Origin of the sequence: Streptomyces sp. ICC4, assembly GCF_003287915.1 — a bacterium.
GTDB lineage: Bacteria > Actinomycetota > Actinomycetes > Streptomycetales > Streptomycetaceae > Streptomyces > Streptomyces tritrimontium.
This window is the reverse complement of the sequence record NZ_CP030286.1, coordinates 474079-492309: the sequence shown is the minus strand read 5'-3', so window position 1 is coordinate 492309 and position 18231 is coordinate 474079. Positions and strand designations below refer to the sequence as shown.

General features: G+C 69.0%; 17 protein-coding genes. 5 read left to right on the top strand and 12 right to left on the bottom strand.

Annotation, left to right across the window (positions count from 1 at the left end; all coding sequences use genetic code 11):
* Window positions 1-2: 2 nt before the first annotated feature.
* From DRB89_RS02375 to DRB89_RS02350, 6 genes are all read right to left on the bottom strand, one after another.
* A complete protein-coding gene (locus tag DRB89_RS02375; RefSeq protein ID WP_112446370.1) occupies window positions 3-890 on the bottom strand; it encodes a hypothetical protein in 888 nt (295 codons plus the stop codon).
* Window positions 887-1933, bottom strand: coding sequence for a polyprenyl synthetase family protein (locus DRB89_RS02370; protein ID WP_112446371.1), 1047 nt, complete (start codon window positions 1931-1933; stop codon window positions 887-889). Before DRB89_RS02370 ends, DRB89_RS02375 begins: the two co-directional genes overlap by 4 nt.
* 179 nt (window positions 1934-2112) lie before the next feature.
* Window positions 2113-3741, bottom strand: a complete 1629-nt coding sequence (locus DRB89_RS02365; RefSeq protein ID WP_112446372.1) for a ubiquinol-cytochrome c reductase cytochrome b subunit — start codon at window positions 3739-3741, stop codon at window positions 2113-2115.
* Complete coding sequence (locus tag DRB89_RS02360) at window positions 3738-4796, bottom strand: Rieske 2Fe-2S domain-containing protein (RefSeq protein ID WP_112446373.1); 1059 nt, start codon at window positions 4794-4796, stop codon at window positions 3738-3740. The genes DRB89_RS02365 and DRB89_RS02360 overlap by 4 nt, the downstream gene beginning before the upstream one ends.
* Entirely contained in the window at window positions 4793-5602 is an 810-nt protein-coding gene (locus DRB89_RS02355; protein WP_112446374.1) for a c-type cytochrome, read from the bottom strand. Before DRB89_RS02355 ends, DRB89_RS02360 begins: the two co-directional genes overlap by 4 nt.
* Before the next feature lie 77 nt (window positions 5603-5679).
* Window positions 5680-6300 (bottom strand): heme-copper oxidase subunit III, encoded by a 621-nt coding sequence (locus DRB89_RS02350; protein WP_112446375.1) that lies wholly within the window; start codon window positions 6298-6300, stop codon window positions 5680-5682.
* 199 nt (window positions 6301-6499) lie between these two features.
* Between DRB89_RS02350 and DRB89_RS02345 the strand changes: the two genes are divergently transcribed.
* Entirely contained in the window at window positions 6500-6901 is a 402-nt protein-coding gene (locus DRB89_RS02345; protein WP_112446376.1) for a hypothetical protein, read from the top strand.
* A 148-nt stretch (window positions 6902-7049) separates the two neighbouring features.
* On the opposite strand, the gene DRB89_RS02340 is transcribed toward DRB89_RS02345, so the two are convergent.
* From DRB89_RS02340 to coxB, 4 genes are all read right to left on the bottom strand, one after another.
* On the bottom strand, window positions 7050-8294 hold the full coding sequence (locus DRB89_RS02340; protein ID WP_112446377.1) for an Ig-like domain-containing protein: 1245 nt from the start codon (window positions 8292-8294) through the stop codon (window positions 7050-7052).
* Window positions 8295-8445: 151 nt separating this feature from the next.
* Window positions 8446-8844, bottom strand: coding sequence for a cytochrome c oxidase subunit 4 (locus DRB89_RS02335; RefSeq protein WP_112446378.1), 399 nt, complete (start codon window positions 8842-8844; stop codon window positions 8446-8448).
* On the bottom strand, window positions 8841-10571 hold the full coding sequence (gene ctaD, locus DRB89_RS02330; RefSeq protein ID WP_112446379.1) for a cytochrome c oxidase subunit I: 1731 nt from the start codon (window positions 10569-10571) through the stop codon (window positions 8841-8843). The genes DRB89_RS02335 and ctaD overlap by 4 nt, the downstream gene beginning before the upstream one ends.
* Window positions 10568-11542, bottom strand: coding sequence for a cytochrome c oxidase subunit II (gene coxB / locus DRB89_RS02325; protein WP_112446380.1), 975 nt, complete (start codon window positions 11540-11542; stop codon window positions 10568-10570). The genes ctaD and coxB overlap by 4 nt, the downstream gene beginning before the upstream one ends.
* A gap of 294 nt (window positions 11543-11836) precedes the next feature.
* Here coxB and DRB89_RS02320 point away from each other — a divergent pair, with 294 nt between their 5' ends.
* Window positions 11837-13216 (top strand): cysteine desulfurase/sulfurtransferase TusA family protein, encoded by a 1380-nt coding sequence (locus DRB89_RS02320; RefSeq protein ID WP_112446381.1) that lies wholly within the window; start codon window positions 11837-11839, stop codon window positions 13214-13216.
* 54 nt (window positions 13217-13270) lie between these two features.
* On the opposite strand, the gene DRB89_RS02315 is transcribed toward DRB89_RS02320, so the two are convergent.
* A complete protein-coding gene (locus DRB89_RS02315; RefSeq protein ID WP_112446382.1) occupies window positions 13271-14248 on the bottom strand; it encodes a carbohydrate kinase family protein in 978 nt (325 codons plus the stop codon).
* Between the two features lie 131 nt (window positions 14249-14379).
* Between DRB89_RS02315 and DRB89_RS02310 the strand changes: the two genes are divergently transcribed.
* A complete protein-coding gene (locus DRB89_RS02310) occupies window positions 14380-14592 on the top strand; it encodes a hypothetical protein (protein ID WP_112446383.1) in 213 nt (70 codons plus the stop codon).
* Between the two features lie 135 nt (window positions 14593-14727).
* Window positions 14728-16197, top strand: a complete 1470-nt coding sequence (locus DRB89_RS02305; protein WP_162688449.1) for a hypothetical protein — start codon at window positions 14728-14730, stop codon at window positions 16195-16197.
* A 94-nt stretch (window positions 16198-16291) separates the two neighbouring features.
* Here DRB89_RS02305 and DRB89_RS02300 read toward each other — a convergent pair whose 3' ends face one another.
* Window positions 16292-16648, bottom strand: coding sequence for an iron-sulfur cluster assembly accessory protein (locus DRB89_RS02300; RefSeq protein WP_112453130.1), 357 nt, complete (start codon window positions 16646-16648; stop codon window positions 16292-16294).
* 328 nt (window positions 16649-16976) lie between these two features.
* Here DRB89_RS02300 and nadA point away from each other — a divergent pair, with 328 nt between their 5' ends.
* Complete coding sequence (gene nadA, locus DRB89_RS02295; protein ID WP_204357606.1) at window positions 16977-18164, top strand: quinolinate synthase NadA; 1188 nt, start codon at window positions 16977-16979, stop codon at window positions 18162-18164.
* Window positions 18165-18231: the final 67 nt, after the last annotated feature.

Here is an 18231-nt window from a genome sequence, read left to right as displayed (position 1 = left end):
TTTCACTGGATCCGCGAGTTGACGTCGTTGACGGCCGCCTTGTAGCGCTTGTTGCTGGTCGTCCAGATGAAGTTGCCGTAGATGAGGTCGAGCATCACGTCGCGGGAGACCGGGTCGAACTCCTTGATGCACCGGACGTCCTCCTCGATGTCCGCGAGGCGGGCGTCGAAGAACTCCTTGAACGCGCGCTCGTCGGCGACGTCGCAGAGCCGGAAGCAGTTGGTGACCTGCCCGAGGGCGATCTCCCTGTCGTAGGAGTAGAAGTCGTTGACGATCGCCAGTCCGCGCGTGGTCATCCGGGCGGCGAGCCCGCTCTTGGCGTGCTCGGAGAAGTCCGCGTGGCGGTAGATCTGGTAGGACATCTTCATCCAGAAGTCCACGCCGACGTCGGTCACCCGGAACCGGAAGTACTGCTCGGGGGAGGTCTCGCACAGGACCCGTTTGATGTCCGAGTCCCGGAACATGTTGTCGCTCACGACGAAGGCGCGGGCCGCCTCGTAGGCGAACCAGACCTCGTCCGGCTCGTAGTAGTGCTCGCAGATCTTGCGGATCTCCGGCAGGAAGGCGTCGAAGTCGTGCAGGGCCGGGTCCATGTCGTCCCACACGAAGGTCACGCAGTTGAGGATGCAGACCGCCTTGAAGGCTTCGACGTCCTGCACGTGGCGGGCGCTCTGGGACCAGCGGACCACGTCCATGTACGAGATCCAGCGCTCGTCCGAGATGTTCTTCCCGAGCGGCGCCACCGCGCGGTTGCACGCGTCGATGACCTCCCGCAGCTGTGCCCCGTCGAGCTCGACCATGGTGGGCCGGTGGTCGAAGTCGCGGGCGAAGAGGTCGCGGAAGCGCTCGGTGCTCTCCGCCCAGTAACGCATCATGCTGGTGGTCGTCATGAGTTCCTCGCAGTGGCCGTACCGGCGATGTCCGTCAGGTCGCGGATCGCCTCCTGGGTGAACGGAGATCCTTCGAGGGCGGCGACCGCACGGGCGCGGCGCTCCTCGATCATCTGCTCGACGCCCTCGCGGGCACCGGTCGCGGCGAAGAGCGCGCGCGCTTCCTCCGCGTCCGCCTCGTCGAGCAGCGGGTTGCCGATGAGCGCCCGCAGCCGGGCCTCCTGCTCCGCGTCCGCGGCGCCCAGCGCGAGGGCGACGAGCGTGGTGCGCTTGCCCTCGCGGAGGTCGTCGAGCCGGGACTTGCCGGTCAGCCGCGGGTCGCCGTACACGCCGAGGAGGTCGTCGCGCAGTTGGAAGGCCTCGCCCAGCGGCAGGGCGTAACGGGTGAAGGCCTCCATGGCCGCGGCGTCCGCGCCGGCCAGGGCCGCGCCGATGTGCAGGGGGCGCTCGATGGTGTACTTCGCCGTCTTGAACCGGTTGACCAGCAGCGTCGCCTCGACGTCGGTGCTGAGTTCACCGGTGGCCCGCAGGTCGAGGTACTGGCCGAGCATGACCTCGGTGCGCATCTCGGCGACGACCCGCAGCACGGGCAGGAGCCGGTCCTCGGCCGCCGCGCCCTTGAAGAGCAGTTCGTCCGACCAGATCAGGGCGAGGTCGCCGACGAGGATCGCGGCGTTCTCCCCGAGCCGGTCGCGCCGGCCCGGTTCCCGGTCGCCGTGGCCGGAAGCCAGGGCCTGGTGGATGGTGGGGCGTCCCCGGCGGGTGTCGCTCTGGTCCATCACGTCGTCGTGGATCAGTGTGAAGGCGTGGAACATCTCCAGAGAGGCCGCGACGCGGAACAGTGCTTCCGTGCCGGCACCGCCTCCGACAGCCTTCCAGCCGATCGCGCAGAGCAGCGGGCGCAGGCGCTTGCCCTCGGAGGTGAAGTCCCGGAGCAGCTCCGCCAGGCTGCGCAGTTCCGGTCTGTCGTTGGCGTTGCCCTTGGCGGTGAGGAAGTCCTCCAGGACTGCGCCCACCGCCGTGCGGACCGTGTCCGCGCTCATGGGCGTGTCGGTGGCTATCGGAACAGTGATGGGACTGCCCCCTCTCGTGTCTCTTGGCAGGTTCTGGTGCCGTGAGAAGCCTGGGGGCAGGCGCTAAAGCGGTGACGAAGCCATGGAAAAACACGCGTGCCCCGCTGGAAACCAGCGGGGCACGCGTGCGTCTGTGGCGACTGGGGAGGTCAGTGGTGGCCGTGGCCGCTCTGGATCTCCTTGTACTCCTCCACGGTGGGCTTCTGGATCTGGCTGCCCTCCGCGTAGAACCCCTTGCTCAGCTTCGCCTTGAGCTTCTCGAGCGGCTTCACCTTGCGCTCGACACCGTTCTCGTCGACCGTCGGGCCGAGCTCGATCGGCGCGTACTGCTCGTGCGCGGTCAGCTGGTGCAGCTTGCCCTGCGAGAGCGGCTCGTGGATCTCGACGAACTCACCGTGCGGCAGGCGCTTGATGACGCCGGTCTCGCGACCGTGCAGCACCTTGTCGTGGTCCCGGCGCTGGAGGCCGAGGCAGATCCGCTTGGTGACGATGAAGGCGAGGACCGGGACGACGAAGAAGCCGATCCGGACGAACCAGGTGATCGAGTTGATCGACAGGTGGAAGTACTGGGCGAACAGGTCGTTGCCGCCGCCGATGAGGAGCACGATGTACTCCGCGATCCAGGCGACACCGAAGGCCGTACGGGTCGGGACGTTGCGCGGGCGGTCCAGGATGTGGTGCTCGCGCTTGTCCCCGGTGACCCACGACTCGATGAACGGCCAGACGGCGATGGCGCCGAGCACCAGCGGGAAGAGCAGCAGTGGGATGAACACGCCCAGGACGAGCGTGTGGCCCCACAGGTTGATCTCCCAGCCCGGCATGGCACGGATCAGGCCTTCGGGCATGCCCATGTACCAGTCGGGCTGCGCACCGGTGGACACGTGGTCCGGGCGGTACGGGCCGATGGCCCAGATCGGGTTGATCGACGCGATCGCCGAGACGGCCGCGATGATGCCGAAGTTCAGGAAGAAGAAGCCTCCGGCCTTGGCCGCGTAGACCGGCAGCAGCGGCAGGCCGACGACGTTCTTCTCGGTCTTGCCCGGACCCGCGAACTGGGTGTGCTTGTGGTACACGACGAGGATCAGGTGGGCCACCAGCAGGCCCATCATGATGCCCGGCAGCAGCAGGATGTGGACCGAGTAGAACCGGGAGACGAAGTCGCCGCCCGGGAACTCGCCGCCGAAGAGGAAGAACGAGATGTACGTGCCGACGACCGGCACGGACAGGATCGCGCCCTGCATGAAGCGGACACCGGTGCCCGAGAGCAGGTCGTCCGGCAGGGAGTAACCGGTGAAACCGGTGAACATGCCGAGGACCAGCAGGAGGAAGCCGAAGATCCAGTTGATCTCGCGCGGCTTGCGGAACGCGCCGGTGAAGAACACGCGCATCATGTGCACGAGCATCGCCGCGACGAAGATCAGCGCCGCCCAGTGGTGGATCTGGCGCATGAGCAGACCACCGCGGACGTCGAAGCTGATGTCCAGCGTCGAGGCGAAGGCCTCGGACATCGTGACGCCCTGCATGGGGACGTACGAGCCGTGGTAGACGACCTCGTTCATGCTCGGGTGGAAGAACAGCGTCAGGTACACACCCGTGAGGATGATGATGATGAAGCTGAACAGGCAGATCTCACCGAGCATGAAGGACCAGTGGTCCGGGAAGATCTTGCGCAGGCCGGCCTTGCCCAGGCTGTGAATGCCCATCCGGCCGTCGATCCAGTCGGTGACACGTTCACCGGCCGGAGCCTTGCGCTCGTTGGTTTCTGTGGCAGTGCTCATCCGCGCTCCCAGAATGCAGGACCGACGGGCTCTTCGAAGTCGCTGAGCGCCTCGAGGAAACCTTCGTCATTGACGCCGATCCGCAGCTGCGGGAGCGCGTGACCAGCCGGGCCGAAGATGACTCGGGCGCCGTCGGAGAGGTCGAAGGTGGACTGGTGGCACGGGCAGAGCACGTGGTGCGTCTGCTGCTCGTACAGGCTGATGGGGCAGCCGACGTGGGTGCAGATCTTGGAGTAGGCCACGATGCCGTCGTGGGACCACTCCAGTTCCTGCTTGTCCTTGATGTCCTCCGGCTTGATGCGGACGATCATCAGGGCGGCCTTGGCGATCTGCACCTGGAAGTCGTGCGCGTCCTCCTCCAGGCCTTCCGGCATGGCGAAGGTCAGCGAACCGACGAGCACGTCCTCGGGACGCAGCGGCTCCATCGTGTTCTGGTTGATGAGCAGCTTGCCCTTGGCCCAGATCGTCTTGCGGAGCTTGTCCTCGGGCAGCGGGCCCAGGTCGCGCAGGATCACGACGGCGGAGAGCGGCAGCATGGCCAGCGCACCGAGCAGCGTGTTGCGGATCAGCGGCCGACGGCCGATGCCCGACTCGCGGGCGCCGTCCTTGAAGTTCTGCTTGGCCTTGGCGCGCGCCTCGGGCGTGGCCGCGATGTTGTGGCGCTCTTCGGCGATCTCCACGTCGGACATCAGGGTGCGGGCCCAGTGGACCGCACCCGCGCCGATGCAGAAGAGCGCCGTGCCCAGGGTCATGCCCAGGGCGAAGTTGAGCGCGCTCACCTTCCCGATGGGGAAGATGTAAACGATCTTGTCGACCGGGAGGATCACGAACGAGGCGATGAACCCGATCGTGGCCAGCATCGACAGGGTGAACAGCATGGCCACCGTGCGCTCGGAGCGCTTCGCGGCCCGCTCGTCGATGTCCTGGATGCGCGGCCTGTGAACCGGCAGACCCGGGTCCGCGAACGGATCGTCCGCCACTGCCACGCCACCGTGGTGCGCGTCGCCCTGCTCGCTCGGCAGGTGCTTCTCTTCGGGAATGTCTTGGCTACTCATGACTTCTTGGCCTTAGCGGTGTGGGCCGCGACCCAGACGGCGACAGCGATCAGCGCACCCAGAGCGAAGACCCAGCCGAACAGGCCCTCGGAGACGGGGCCGAGGCCACCGAGCTTGAGGCCGCCGGGGTTGGTCGACTTTTCGCCGTTGACGTTCTGGAGGTACGCGATGATGTCCTTCTTCTGCTTCTCCGGCATGGTGCTGTCCGGGAAGGAGGGCATGTTCTGCGGGCCGGTGAGCATGGCCTCGTAGATGTGCTTCGGCTCGACGCCATCGAGGTTCGGGGCGTACTTGCCGTTCGTCAGCGCGCCGCCCTCACCGGTGAAGTTGTGACACTGCGCGCAGTTGTTGCGGAACAGCTCACCACCCTTGGCGATGTCGGCGCCGGCCGGGTCGTACTGCTTCTCGTGCGGCGTGATCGGACCGGCACCGAGGGACGCGATGTACGCGGCCAGCTGGTCGGTCTGCGCCTGCGTGTAGATGACGGGCTTCTTCGGCACCTGGGCGCCGGGCTGCTGGGCGGGCATGCGGCCCGTGCTCACCTGGAAGTCGACGGCTGCGGAGCCGACGCCGACCAGGCTCGGGCCGTCAGAGGAACCCTGACCGCCGGTTCCGTGGCAGCTTGCGCAGCCGACGGCGTAGAGCTTCTGGCCCTCCTCGATGGCGAGGGACTGGGCGGTTTCGTCGGCCTGCGCATTGCCCGCGGGCGCGAAGGCGGCGTACAGCCCCCCAGTGACCGCCAGCGCGAAGAGTAGAACGACGACCGCCGCCAGCGGATGGCGTCGTCGTGCGGAGAGCTTTTTCACGGATTACCCCGGGTGTCAGGATCTTCTGCGTCGGTGTTTCTGGATGGAGTGCCGGGTCGGGCCCGGCGACGTTCTCGCTACTTGATCAGGTAGATCGTCGCGAAGAGGCCGATCCAGACGACATCGACGAAGTGCCAGTAGTAGGACACGACGATGGCCGACGTGGCCTGTTCGTGGGTGAACCTCTTGGCCGCGTACGTCCGGCCGAGGACCAGCAGGAAGGCGATGAGACCGCCCGTCACGTGCAGCCCGTGGAACCCGGTGGTCAGGTAGAACACCGATCCGTACGGTCCGGACGAGAGGCTCATGCCCTCGTGCTTGACCAGCTCGGTGTACTCGAACACCTGGCCGCCAATGAAGATCGCACCCATGACGAACGTGATGATGAACCACGTCCTGAGCTTCTTCACGTCACCCCGCTCGGCGGCGAACACGCCGAGCTGGCAGGTGAGCGAAGACAGCACCAGGATCGTCGTGTTCGTCGCCGAGAACGGAAGGTTCAGGAAGTCAGCCTGTTCCTTCCAGTACTCGGGTCCTGTCACGGATCGCAGGGTGAAGTACATCGCGAAGAGGGCCGCGAAGAACATCAGCTCGGAACTCAACCAGATGATGGTTCCGACGCTGACGAGGTTCGGCCTGTTGACCGTCGGGTGCGCGTGCCCGGTATCTACTGTCGTTGCTGTCGCCACGACCGACATTATGTCGGTCCCTTATCCCGCCCTCACCCCGGGGGGTGCCGTTCGGAGTGTCAGGGCCGTGTGCAAGGCCCGAACGGCCCATCAGATCGCCCCCGAACGTCTGATCACAAGGGTGTGCGAACCGATGTTGACCGCGGGTCGGACGGAGTAGCATCCCGCGCAACATCAGCGTTTTTCACGGGACACGTGGAGGAACGAAATGCGGGCGACTGCGCGGGTTCTGGTCTACAGCGACGACGCGGGCACCCGGGAGCAGGTGCGGCTGGCGGCCGGGCGCAGGCCGGCCTCCGACCTGCCGCCGGTGGAGTTCCTGGAGTGCGCGACCCTTCCGGCCGTCCTCAAGGAGTTGGACGCGGGCGGCATCGACGTGTGCGTCCTGGACGGCGAGGCGGTTCCGGCCGGGGGCATGGGCGTGTGCCGGCAGATCAAGGACGAGATCTTCCGGTGTCCGCCGGTGCTGCTCCTGATGGGCCGTCCGCAGGACGCCTGGCTGGCCACGTGGAGCCGTGCGGACGCCGCCGTCACCCTTCCGGTGGATCCGGTGGACTTCGCGCAGGCCCTGGCGGGTCTGCTGCGCGCGCGGCTGTCTCCGGCGGCTTAGGCCGTCCCTTTCGGATCTCGCAGGGCCCGCGGGCCCTGCGGGCCCCACAGGGGCCGTACGGGCGCAGGACGGGGCGCGGGAGCCCGTACGGTCCGTACGGGCTCCCGCGCCCCGGTGGCGGACCCTGGGGGCCCTCCCGCCCCGGTGGTTACACCTGGGGGCGCAGCCGGGCGTGGTCGATCGGGCTGCGGCCCTCCTGGGTGCCCTTGAGGAGGGCGCTGCCCTGGCGCCAGTCCTTCCAGTCGACGTTCCAGTCGCCGAAGCCGTTGCCGAAGTTGTCCATGTCGTCGCCGATGCTGTTGATCACCTTGACGATGTCGCCCTCGGTGATGTTCTCGTAGAACCAGGCGGCGTTGCCCGTGCTCATGCCGGTGCAGCCGTGGCTGACGTTCTCGTAGCCCTGGGAGCCGACGGACCACGGCGCGGCGTGGACGTATTCACCACTCCAGGTGACGCGAGTCGCGTAGTAGACGGGCAGGTTGTAGTACTCGCTGCCGCCGATGCCGACCGTGTCGCCGCGCATCTGGACGTAGTACTGCTTGCCGAGCACCACCTTGACGCCGTTGCGGGTGGAGAAGCCCGGCTTTCCGGTGGTCACCGGAATGGTGTTGATCACTTCTCCGTTGCGCCTGAACGTGAGGTAGTGCGAGGAGGCGTCCGTGGTGACCTCGACGCGGTCGCCGATCTCCAGCTTCAGCGGCTTGGCCGCGGCCCCGTGGAAGTCGTCGGAGATCTTGACGCCCTCCAGATTGCTCCGTACGGACACCGTGGTGTTGGCGGGCCAGTACTCCTTGGGCCGGTAGTGGACCGTCTTGTCGTCCACCCAGTACCAGGCGCCCTCGACGCCGGAGGGCGCGTCGACGACCAGGCCCCGCTCGATGATCGCGCGGGCGGCCTTGTCCTTCACGGGTTCGTCGAGCGTGGCCGTCAGGGGCTGTCCGACGCCGTACTTGCCCTCGTCCGGGCCGAACTCGACCTTGAGGACCTTCTTGGCCGGAGTGGTGTCGAAGGTGAGCGTGCGCTGCCCCGGGGCTCCCCGGTCGTCCTCCGTGCTCACGAGGACGGTGTAGCGGACGCCCGCGGCCATCGGGACGGTGCTGTGCCACCGGTCTCCCGAGGCGGACAACTCCCCCGCCAGGCGGCGGCCGTGGGTGTCCACGGCGCTCACGTCGGTGATCCGGCCGTCGCCGCTCTTGGCGGTGACCTCCAGGGGCCGGTCGGGGTCGACGGGCCGACCGCCCGAGGACTGGTTGAAGGCGACCAGATCGCCCGCGTCGTGAGGGCGGGCGGACAGCGGGTTGTCATCGGACCCGCATGCGGTGGCGCCGGCCCCGAGGGACGCGACCAGCAGGGAGCAGCCGATGACCGTCCAAAGACGCGGTGATTGCTTCATGGGTCCAACGCTATGAAGATATGACAATTACGGCGCGCGGGGTGACTGCAAACGAGGGGCCCGGACTCCTCCGTTAGAGGTGTCCGGGCCCCACGTGTCAGGCTGCGGTCTCACGTCGCGCCGGCGCGGTGGGCGGCGGACGCGGGTGCGGCTACTGGTTCTGGTTCTCGCCGCGGTAGTACTCGTACACCCAGCCCCACAGGCCGATCAGGATGATCGGGGCCGAGAAGTACATGAGCCACCATCCGAAGATGACGCCCATGAAGGCGAGCGCTCCGCCGATGCCCAGGGAGAGCGGCTGCCAGCTGTGCGGGGCGAAGAACCCCAGCTCGCCGGCCTCGTCGGCGACGTCGGCCTCCAGGTTGTCCTGGGCCATCTCGTCCACGCGCTTGGCCGTGAAGGCCAGGTAGTAGCCGATCATGACCGTCAGACCGAAGGTCAGGAACAGTGCGGTGGTGCCGACGGGCTCCTTCGACCACACGCCGTACACGACGGCCATGATCAGAACGAAGAAGGAGAGCCAGAGGAACATCTTGCCCTGGATCTTCACTTGCCGGCCTCCTTGCCGCCGGTGACTGCCTTGGTGCCGGCGTCGTGGTCCGCGAGGTGGTCGAGGGCCGCGATCTCCGGGTGGTGCAGGTCGAACGCCGGGGACTCGGAACGGATCCGCGGCAGGGTGAGGAAGTTGTGCCGCGGCGGCGGGCAGGACGTCGCCCACTCGAGCGAACGGCCGTAACCCCACGGGTCGTCGACCTCGATCTTCTTGCCGTACTTCGCCGTCTTCCAGACGTTGTACATGAACGGCAGCATCGACAGGCCCAGCAGGAACGAGCTGATCGTGGAGATCGTGTTCAGCGCGGTGAAGCCGTCGGCCGCGAGGTAGTCCGCGTAACGACGCGGCATGCCCTCGACACCCAGCCAGTGCTGCACCAGGAAGGTGCCGTGGAAGCCGACGAACAGCGTCCAGAAAGTGATCTTGCCGAGGCGCTCGTCCAGCATCTTGCCCGTGAACTTCGGCCACCAGAAGTGGAAGCCGGAGAACATCGCGAAGACCACGGTGCCGAAGATGACGTAGTGGAAGTGCGCGACGACGAAGTACGAGTCGGAGACGTGGAAGTCCATCGGGGGCGAGGCCAGGATGACGCCGGTCAGACCACCGAAGGTGAAGGTGATCAGGAAGCCGACGGCCCAGAGCATCGGGGTCTCGAAGGACAGCGAGCCCTTCCACATGGTGCCGATCCAGTTGAAGAACTTCACACCGGTCGGTACCGCGATCAGGAAGGTCATGAAGGAGAAGAACGGCAGCAGCACACCGCCGGTGACGTACATGTGGTGGGCCCACACCGTCACCGAGAGGCCGGCGATCGAGATCGTCGCGGCGATCAGGCCGATGTAACCGAACATCGGCTTGCGCGAGAAGACCGGGATGACCTCGGAGATGATGCCGAAGAACGGCAGCGCGATGATGTACACCTCTGGGTGTCCGAAGAACCAGAAGAGGTGTTGCCACAGCAAGGCGCCGCCATTGGCCGGGTCGAAGATGTGCGCACCGAACTTCCGGTCGGCCTCCAGCGCGAAGAGCGCGGCGGCCAGCACCGGGAAGGCGAGCAGGACCAGGACACCGGTCAGGAGCACGTTCCAGGTGAAGATCGGCATGCGGAACATCGTCATGCCGGGGGCGCGCATGCAGATGATCGTGGTGATGAAGTTGACCGAGCCGAGGATCGTGCCGAAGCCCGAGAAGGCCAGACCCATGATCCACATGTCGGCGCCGATGCCCGGCGAGCGGACCGCGTCCGACAGCGGGGAGTAGGCGAACCAGCCGAAGTCGGCGGCACCCGAGGGGGTGACGAAGCCGGCCACCGCGATGGTCGAGCCGAAGAGGTACAGCCAGTACGCGAACATGTTCAGCCGCGGGAACGCCACGTCGGGCGCGCCGATCTGCAGCGGCATGATCCAGTTCGCGAAGCCCGCGAAGAGCGGGGTGGCGAACATCAGCAGCATGATCGTGCCATGCATGGTGAACGCCTGGTTGAACTGCTCGTTCGACATGATCTGCGTGCCCGGACGGGCCAGCTCGGCGCGCATGAAGAGCGCCATGATCCCGCCGATGATGAAGAACACGAACGACGTGATCAGGTACATCGTGCCGATGGTCTTGTGGTCGGTCGTGGTCATCCACTTCACGACGACATTGCCCGGCTGCTTGCGCCGTACCGGCAGCTCGTTCTCATACGAGTCGGCGGCGGCACCCTGGGATTCGTTGAGGATGCTCACAGTTTGTTCACTTCCGCATTCCGGGCCGGGTCGGTCTGCTGGATGCCGGCCGGGAGGTAGCCGGTCTGACCCTTCTCGGCCAGCTCCTTCAGGTGCGCCTTGTACGCCTCCGGGGAGACGACCTTGACGTTGAAGAGCATCCGGGAGTGGTCGACGCCGCAGAGCTCGGCGCACTTGCCCATGAAGGTGCCCTCTTGGGACGGGGTGACCTCGAAGACGTTGGTGTGGCCCGGGATGACGTCCTGCTTGAACAGGAAGGGGACCACCCAGAAGGAGTGGATGACGTCGTTCGACGACAGGATGAAGCGGACCTTCTCGCCCACGGGCAGCCAGAGGGTCGGCCCCGGGTTGTTGGTCTCCGGGTTCCGGTCGCTGGGGACGCCCTTGGTGTAGACGCCTTCGGCGCCCGCGGGGAAGTCCTTGGTGAAGCGGTCCGGGATGGAGGCGAGTTCCTTCGGAACCTCGCCCGCCTTCGGGGTCGCCGGGTCGCCGTCGACGTCCTCGACGTAGTTGAAGCCCCAGCTCCACTGGTAGCCGACCACGTTGATCGTGTGGTCCGGCTTGGCGGAGAGGGAGAGCAGCTTCGACTCGTCACGCGCGGTGAAGTAGAAGAGCACCGAGACGATGATGAGCGGGACCACGGTGTACAGCGCCTCGATGGGCATGTTGTACCGGGTCTGCGCGGGGACCTCGATCTTCGTCCGGCTGCGCCGGTGGAAGATGACGGACCACATGATCAGGCCCCACACCAGGATGCCCGTGATCAGCGCGGCCGCCCAGGAGCCCTGCCAGAGGGAGAGGATGCGCGGCGCCTCCTCGGTGACCGGAGTGGGCATTCCGAGGCGGGGGAAGCTTTTCCAGTTGTACGAGCAACCAGTGGCGGTCGCCAGAACCGCGCCCGCAGTCAGCGCCTGCAGCAGCTTCCGCCGCATCGGGCGCCGCGGCGAGCGGTCGGAGCCGTAGGGACTCACGTAGCGCCTTCCCGAGAGTCTCGGCCCGCGCGGCCGGCCGCGGCCGTGTTCAGGTCGGTCGCCGGCCCTGACGCAGGCAGGGGTTTGGATGTTTATGCGGACCAAACCCTACTGGACGCTATTTGGGGTCGCGCGGGGAGGGTGCCCAACGCGCCGTTACTGACCCCGAAGGGATGGATCCGCCGTACGGGGGACGGCCCAACCGGCCCCGAATGGCGGCCTCCCGAGGACAACTGACGCCCCCTGACCTCGGCCGACGGCCGGGCCGGCGCGGCCGCCGGTTAGCGTGGCCGGATGCCGTACTTCGACACCGCGTCCGCCGCCCCGCTGCACCCCGTGGCACGCCAGGCCCTCCAGGCCTCCCTTGACGAGGGCTGGGCCGATCCGGCCCGGCTGTACCGCGAAGGGCGGCGGGCCAGGCTGCTGCTGGACGCCGCGCGGGAGGCGGCGGCGGAAGCGGTGGGATGCCGCCCCGACGAGCTCTCGTTCACTCCTTCGGGGACGCACGCGGTTCACTCGGGCGTGGCGGGGGTGCTCGCGGGACGCCGGCGCGTCGGCGGGCATCTGGTCGTATCGGCGGTCGAACACAGTTCTGTACTGCACGCGGCGGAGGTTCACGCGGCGGGCGGCGGGACGGTCGACGAGGTCCCGGTGGACCGGCTCGGCCGGGTGGCCGCGGCCGGCTACGGGCAACTCCTGGGCCCGTCCACGGCGCTGGCCTGCCTCCAGTCGGCCAACCACGAGGTGGGCACGGTCCAGCCGGTGGCCGAGGTCGCCGAGGTCTGCGCCGCCGCCGGGGTCCCGCTGCTCGTGGACGCGGCGCAGTCGCTGGGGTGGGGGCCGGTTCCGGCGGGCTGGTCCGTCCTGTGCGCGAGCGCCCACAAATGGGGCGGCCCGCCCGGGGTGGGGCTGCTGGCGGTCCGCAAGGGTGTCCGGTTCTCGCCCCAAGGCCCGCTCGACGAAAGGGAGTCGGGGCGCTCCCCCGGCTTCGTCAACCTTCCGGCGGTCGTCGCGGCGGCCGCCTCCCTGCGGGCGGTGCGCGCCGAGGCGGACGCGGAGGCGGCCCGCCTGCGGGTGCTGGTGGACCGGTTGCGCCGGCGGGTCGCCCGCCTGGTGCCGGACGTGGAGGTGGCGGGCCACCCCGACCTGCGCCTCCCGCACCTGGTCACCTTCTCGTGCCTGTACGTCGACGGCGAGACGCTGCTCCACGAGTTGGACCGCGCGGGCTACTCCGTCTCCTCCGGCTCCTCGTGCACCAGCTCGACCCTGACCCCGTCCCACGTCCTGCGGGCGATGGGGGTGCTGTCGGAGGGGAACGTACGGGTGTCCCTGCCGCCCGGTACGACGGCGGCCGAGGTCAACGGCTTCCTGGAGGTCCTGCCGGGGCTCGTGGCGGGGGTCCGCAGCCGGCTCGGCGCCGTGGAGGAGGCGCCGGCCGCGCCGGACGCGCAGTCGCTGGAGCTGGACGCGCTCGGGCTGCGGTGCCCGCAGCCCGTCATCGAACTGGCGCGGGCGATCGGCCGGGTGCCGGTGGGGGGCACGGTGACGGTGCTGTCGGACGACGAGGTCGCCCGGCTGGACATCCCGGCGTGGTGTTCGATGCGGGGTCAGGTCTACGTGGGCGAGAGCGCCCGCGAGCGGGGCGTCGCGTACACGGTCCGTCGGGCGGTGTGACCGCGGGCGGGGCCGGAAGCATCCGGCCCCGCCCGCAGCACTAGGCGTGCGGGGCTACGCGGCGAGGTGCGCCTGGACCTCCGCCGCGGCGGAGTCCCCGTAGGCCTTCGTGAAGCGCTCCATGAAGTGCGCCCGGGCCAGGGTGTACTCCTGCGTGCCCAGGGTCTCGATGACGAGCGTGGCCAGCATGCAGCCGACCTGCGCCGCGCGCTCCAGGCCGACGCCCCAGCCCAGGCCGGTCAGGAAGCCCGCGCGGAACGCGTCGCCGACGCCCGTCGGGTCCACCTTCGCGGTCTCCTCCGGGCAGCCCACGACGATCGGGTCGTGGCCGACCCGCTCGATCCGGACGCCGTTCGAGCCCAGCGTGGTGACCCGGGTGCCGACCTTGGCGAGGATCTCCGCGTCCGTCCAGCCGGACTTCGACTCGATGAGGCCCTTCTCGTACTCGTTCGAGAAGAGGTACGTCGCGCCCTCCATCAGGGTGCGGATGTTCGCGCCGTCCATGCGGGCGATCTGCTGCGAGAAGTCCGCGGCGAAGGGGATGCCGCGCGTGCGGCACTCCTCCGTGTGGCGCAGCATCGCCTCGGGGTCGTCCGCGCCGATCAGGACGAGGTCCAGGCCCCCGACCCGGTCGGCGACCGCCTTCAGCTCGATCAGGCGGGCCTCGCTCATCGCGCCCGTGTAGAAGGAGCCGATCTGGTTGTGGTCGGAGTCCGTGGTGCACACGAAGCGCGCGGTGTGCAGCACCTCGGAGATCCGGACCGACGCGGTGTCGACGCCGTGCCGGTCCAGCCAGGCGCGGTACTCGTCGAAGTCGTAGCCGGCCGCGCCGACGAGGACCGGGCGGGTGCCGAGCTGCCCCATGCCGAAGCAGATGTTCGGGCCGACGCCGCCCCGCCGTACGTCGAGGTTGTCGACGAGGAAGGAGAGGGAGACCGTGTGCAGCTGGTCCGCGACCAGCTGGTCGGCGAAGCGGCCGGGGAAGGTCATGAGGTGGTCGGTGGCGATGGAGCCGGTGACTGCGATGCGCACGGCGTGGATGCTCCTGCGGAGGACGGCGAGGGGACATTCAAAACTACCCGGTCGGCGGCGTGCGGCCGACCGGCAGAAACTACCCCGTAGTAGGCCTTTCTTCGCCCGCCGTGCCGTGCCTACCGTGCCCCATGACCTACACCGATGGCTTCGGGTACGCCGATCTCGCCGACGCGCGCCCCGGTTTCGCCCGGCTGCTGGGCGACTGCGCCCGGATGGCCCCGCACTGGCGGGTCTCCGCGGACCCCCGCCCCGCCCGGGTGGCGCCCTCCCAGATCCACGGGATCCGCGTCCCGGCGGCCTCGGCGCGCCTGATCGCCTCCACGGCGGCCTACGGCGACTGAGCCGGGCCCGAGCCCGGATTTTGGAGCCGGATTCGGAGTCCGGAGCCCGGAGTCCGGGGCTCCGGTGGAACCGGATCCGCGCCTGTTCCGTCACACCCGCATCACCCACGGCGGGACGGGCAAAGGAGCGATGCGGTGACCAGCGAACAACCCGGCACATCCGGCACACCCGACACGACACGCGCCACACCACGGCGGCCGGCCTGGGTGGTCGGCTCGATCGCCGCGGCCGTCCTGCTCACCGGCGGCGGCACGGCGTACTGGGCGTCGACCGCGCACGGGGACGGGCGCAAGGGGGACAGCGCGGCCTCGGCGCCCCGCGACGCGGCCGCTCCGACCGGGCCCGGCATCGCACCCGGCGAGCCCGACCCCGCCGGTGACGGGGTCACCTACACGGCCGACGTCACACTGCCCGACGGCCCGGGGACCGCTCCGGCCTTCGCCGCGCGCGGCGAGGTGGCCTCGGCCGAGGTGGCCCGGCTCGCCGCGGCCCTCGGGCTCTCCGGCGCGCCCCGGCTGACCGGTGAGCTCTGGCAGGTCGGGGAGGGCGCCGACGGGTCCGGGCCCCTGCTCACGGTGAACCGCAAGGCTCCCGGAACCTGGAACTTCTCCCGCTTCCAGGTGGGCGGGACCGGGGACGACTGCGTGCGCGGCAAGGACACCTGCGGCCCGGCCACGCTCCCCCAGGGCGGGGCCGCGGACTCCCCCGGCGCCGCGGGCTCCCCCGGCTCCGCCGCGGGCAGCCCGGTCTCCGAGGAGGCCGCCAAGGCCGCCGCCGCGCCCGTGCTGGCGGCGGCCGGCCAGGGCGGGGCCAGGCTCGACGCGCGGCTCGTCCAGGGCTCGGTGCGGGTGGTGAGCGCCGACCCGGTGGTCGGCGGACTGCCCACGCAGGGCTGGTCCACCCGGATCGGCGTCGGGGCGGACTCCAAGGTGGTGACGGGCAGCGGCGAGCTGACGGCCCCCGTACGGGCCGCCGAGCAGCCGGTGACCGGCGCGGTCGACGCACTGGCCCGGCTGAACGACAAGGGCAGGGGGGCCGACGGCACCGGCCCCGGCCCCAGCGCGTGCGCCACGAGCGTGCCGCTGGCTCCGGACACCCCGGTCGGCGCCACGGACACGCTGCCCTGCAACCCGGAGCCGCGGCCGATGAAGCCGCCGCGGACGGAGTCGGTGCGGGGCGCCGAGCTCGGGCTGGTGGCGGGCACGGTCGACGGGGGCCGGGGGCTGGTCCCGGCCTGGCTGTTCGAGGTGGCGGGCAAGGACGGCGGTCCGGGCCGCACGGTGGCCCAGCCGGCGGCCGTGGCCGAGGATCCCCCGGCGTCGGCACCGCCCGCGGCGGGGCGGACCGTACCGGGATTCTCGTACTCCGAGGCCGACCGGACGCTGACGGTGAACTTCTGGGGCGGGGTGTGCAGCACGTACGCCCTGGAGGTCCGGGAGCAGCCGGAGACGGTGATGACCAGGATCACGGACACCCCGAACAAGCCCGGCCAGTCCTGCATCATGATCGCGCAGGAGATGACGGTGACGGCGAAGCTCCAGCAGCCACTCGGGGACCGCAAGGTGATCGACGCGACCACGGGCAAGCCGCTGGCCCGGCAGTAGCCCGCGGACGCCGGCGCCGCAGCCACGGCACGCACGAGAGGGGCCCGCCGCCGGATGTCTCCGGCGGCGGGCCCCTCTCGCGGTCCCGTCAGGCTTAGCTGAAGGAGTCGCCGCAGGCGCAGGAGCCCGTGGCGTTCGGGTTGTCGATCGTGAAGCCCTGCTTCTCGATGGTGTCGACGAAGTCGATCGACGCACCGTGGAGGTAGGGGGAGCTCATCCGGTCGGTGACGACCTTGACGCCGTCGAAGTCCTTCACGACGTCGCCGTCGAGGGAGCGCTCGTCGAAGAAGAGCTGGTAGCGCAGGCCCGAGCAGCCACCGGGCTGGACGGCTACGCGCAGGGCCAGGTCTTCACGGCCTTCCTGCCCCAGCAGGGTCCTGACCTTCTCGGCGGCGGCGTCGGACAGGAGGATGCCGTCGCTCACGGTGGTCTTTTCGTCCTGTACGGACATCTGCATTCACTCCCGAAGTGGGCGGCTCCCCGCGCGGCGGCGGGGAAACGTCGGACTCTTGCCGTCGGTGGCAACGAGCGGGACCTCGGATTCATTCCGGGGCCCGACGCTTGTCTCAGATATTCCATGCTCGCACACCGCCGCGCGGCGGGGACCCCTATCGCGGGCGAGTGCCCCCCACCCCCGGCGGGCGAATTCGTCACATCGACACTATCGGCATCGTCAAAGTGACGTGAAGCGGTTATGATAGATAACGTCAAATAGACGAGAAGTCGCAGTGATGTCGAACGCGATGTCTTCAGAAGTCCCTTGTCGCAGAACAGAAAGGGTGCGTGTCGTGACCACCGCCCAGCCTTTGGACGTCCAGCCGACGCCCCTCGCCTTGCTGCTGCTCGGCCGCGAAGCCGACCCCAAGAGCGAGCGCGGGGTGGAGTGCCCCGGCGATCTGCCTTCGCCGTCCGACCCGGACCTGGTGGCGCGCGCCCGCGCCGCCAAGGAGAAGCTCGGGGACAAGGTCTTCATCCTCGGCCACCACTACCAGCGTGACGAGGTCATCGAGTTCGCCGACGTCACCGGCGACTCCTTCAAGCTCGCCAAGGACGCGGCCGCCAGGCCGGAGGCCGAGTACATCGTCTTCTGCGGCGTCCACTTCATGGCCGAGTCCGCGGACATCCTCACCTCGGACGACCAGAAGGTCGTCCTGCCCGACCTCGCGGCCGGCTGCTCGATGGCCGACATGGCCACCGCCGAGCAGGTCGCGGAGTGCTGGGACGTGCTGACCGAGGCCGGCGTCGCCGGCAGCACGGTCCCCGTCTCGTACATGAACTCCTCGGCCGACATCAAGGCCTTCACCGGCAAGCACGGCGGCACGATCTGTACGTCGTCCAACGCCAAGAAGGCCCTGGAGTGGGCGTTCGAGCAGGGCGAGAAGATCCTCTTCCTCCCGGACCAGCACCTGGGCCGCAACACCGCCGTCCGCGACATGGGCCTGTCGCTGGACGACTGCGTGCTCTACAACCCGCACAAGCCGAACGGCGGCCTGACCGCCGAGCAGCTGCGGAACGCCAAGATGATCCTGTGGCGCGGGCACTGCTCCGTGCACGGCCGCTTCTCGGTCGACTCGGTGAACGACGTGCGCGCCCGCATCCCCGGCGTGAACGTGCTGGTCCACCCGGAGTGCAAGCACGAGGTCGTGGCGGCCGCGGACTACGTCGGCTCCACCGAGTACATCATCAAGGCGCTGGAGGCGGCCCCGGCCGGCTCCAAGTGGGCCATCGGCACCGAGCTGAACCTCGTACAGCGCCTGGCGAACCGTTTCGCCACGGAGGACAAGGAGGTCGTCTTCCTCGACAAGACGGTCTGCTTCTGCTCGACGATGAACCGCATCGACCTCCCCCACCTGGTGTGGACCCTGGAGTCCCTGGCCGAGGGCAACCTCGTCAACCAGATCCAGGTCGACAAGGAGACCGAGAGCTTCGCGAAGCTCGCCCTGGAGCGGATGCTCGCGCTTCCGTAGCCCGCGGCCCGCACGCCGTGACGCCCGAAGGGCCGCCCCTCCGCGGAGGGGCGGCCCTTCGGCGTGT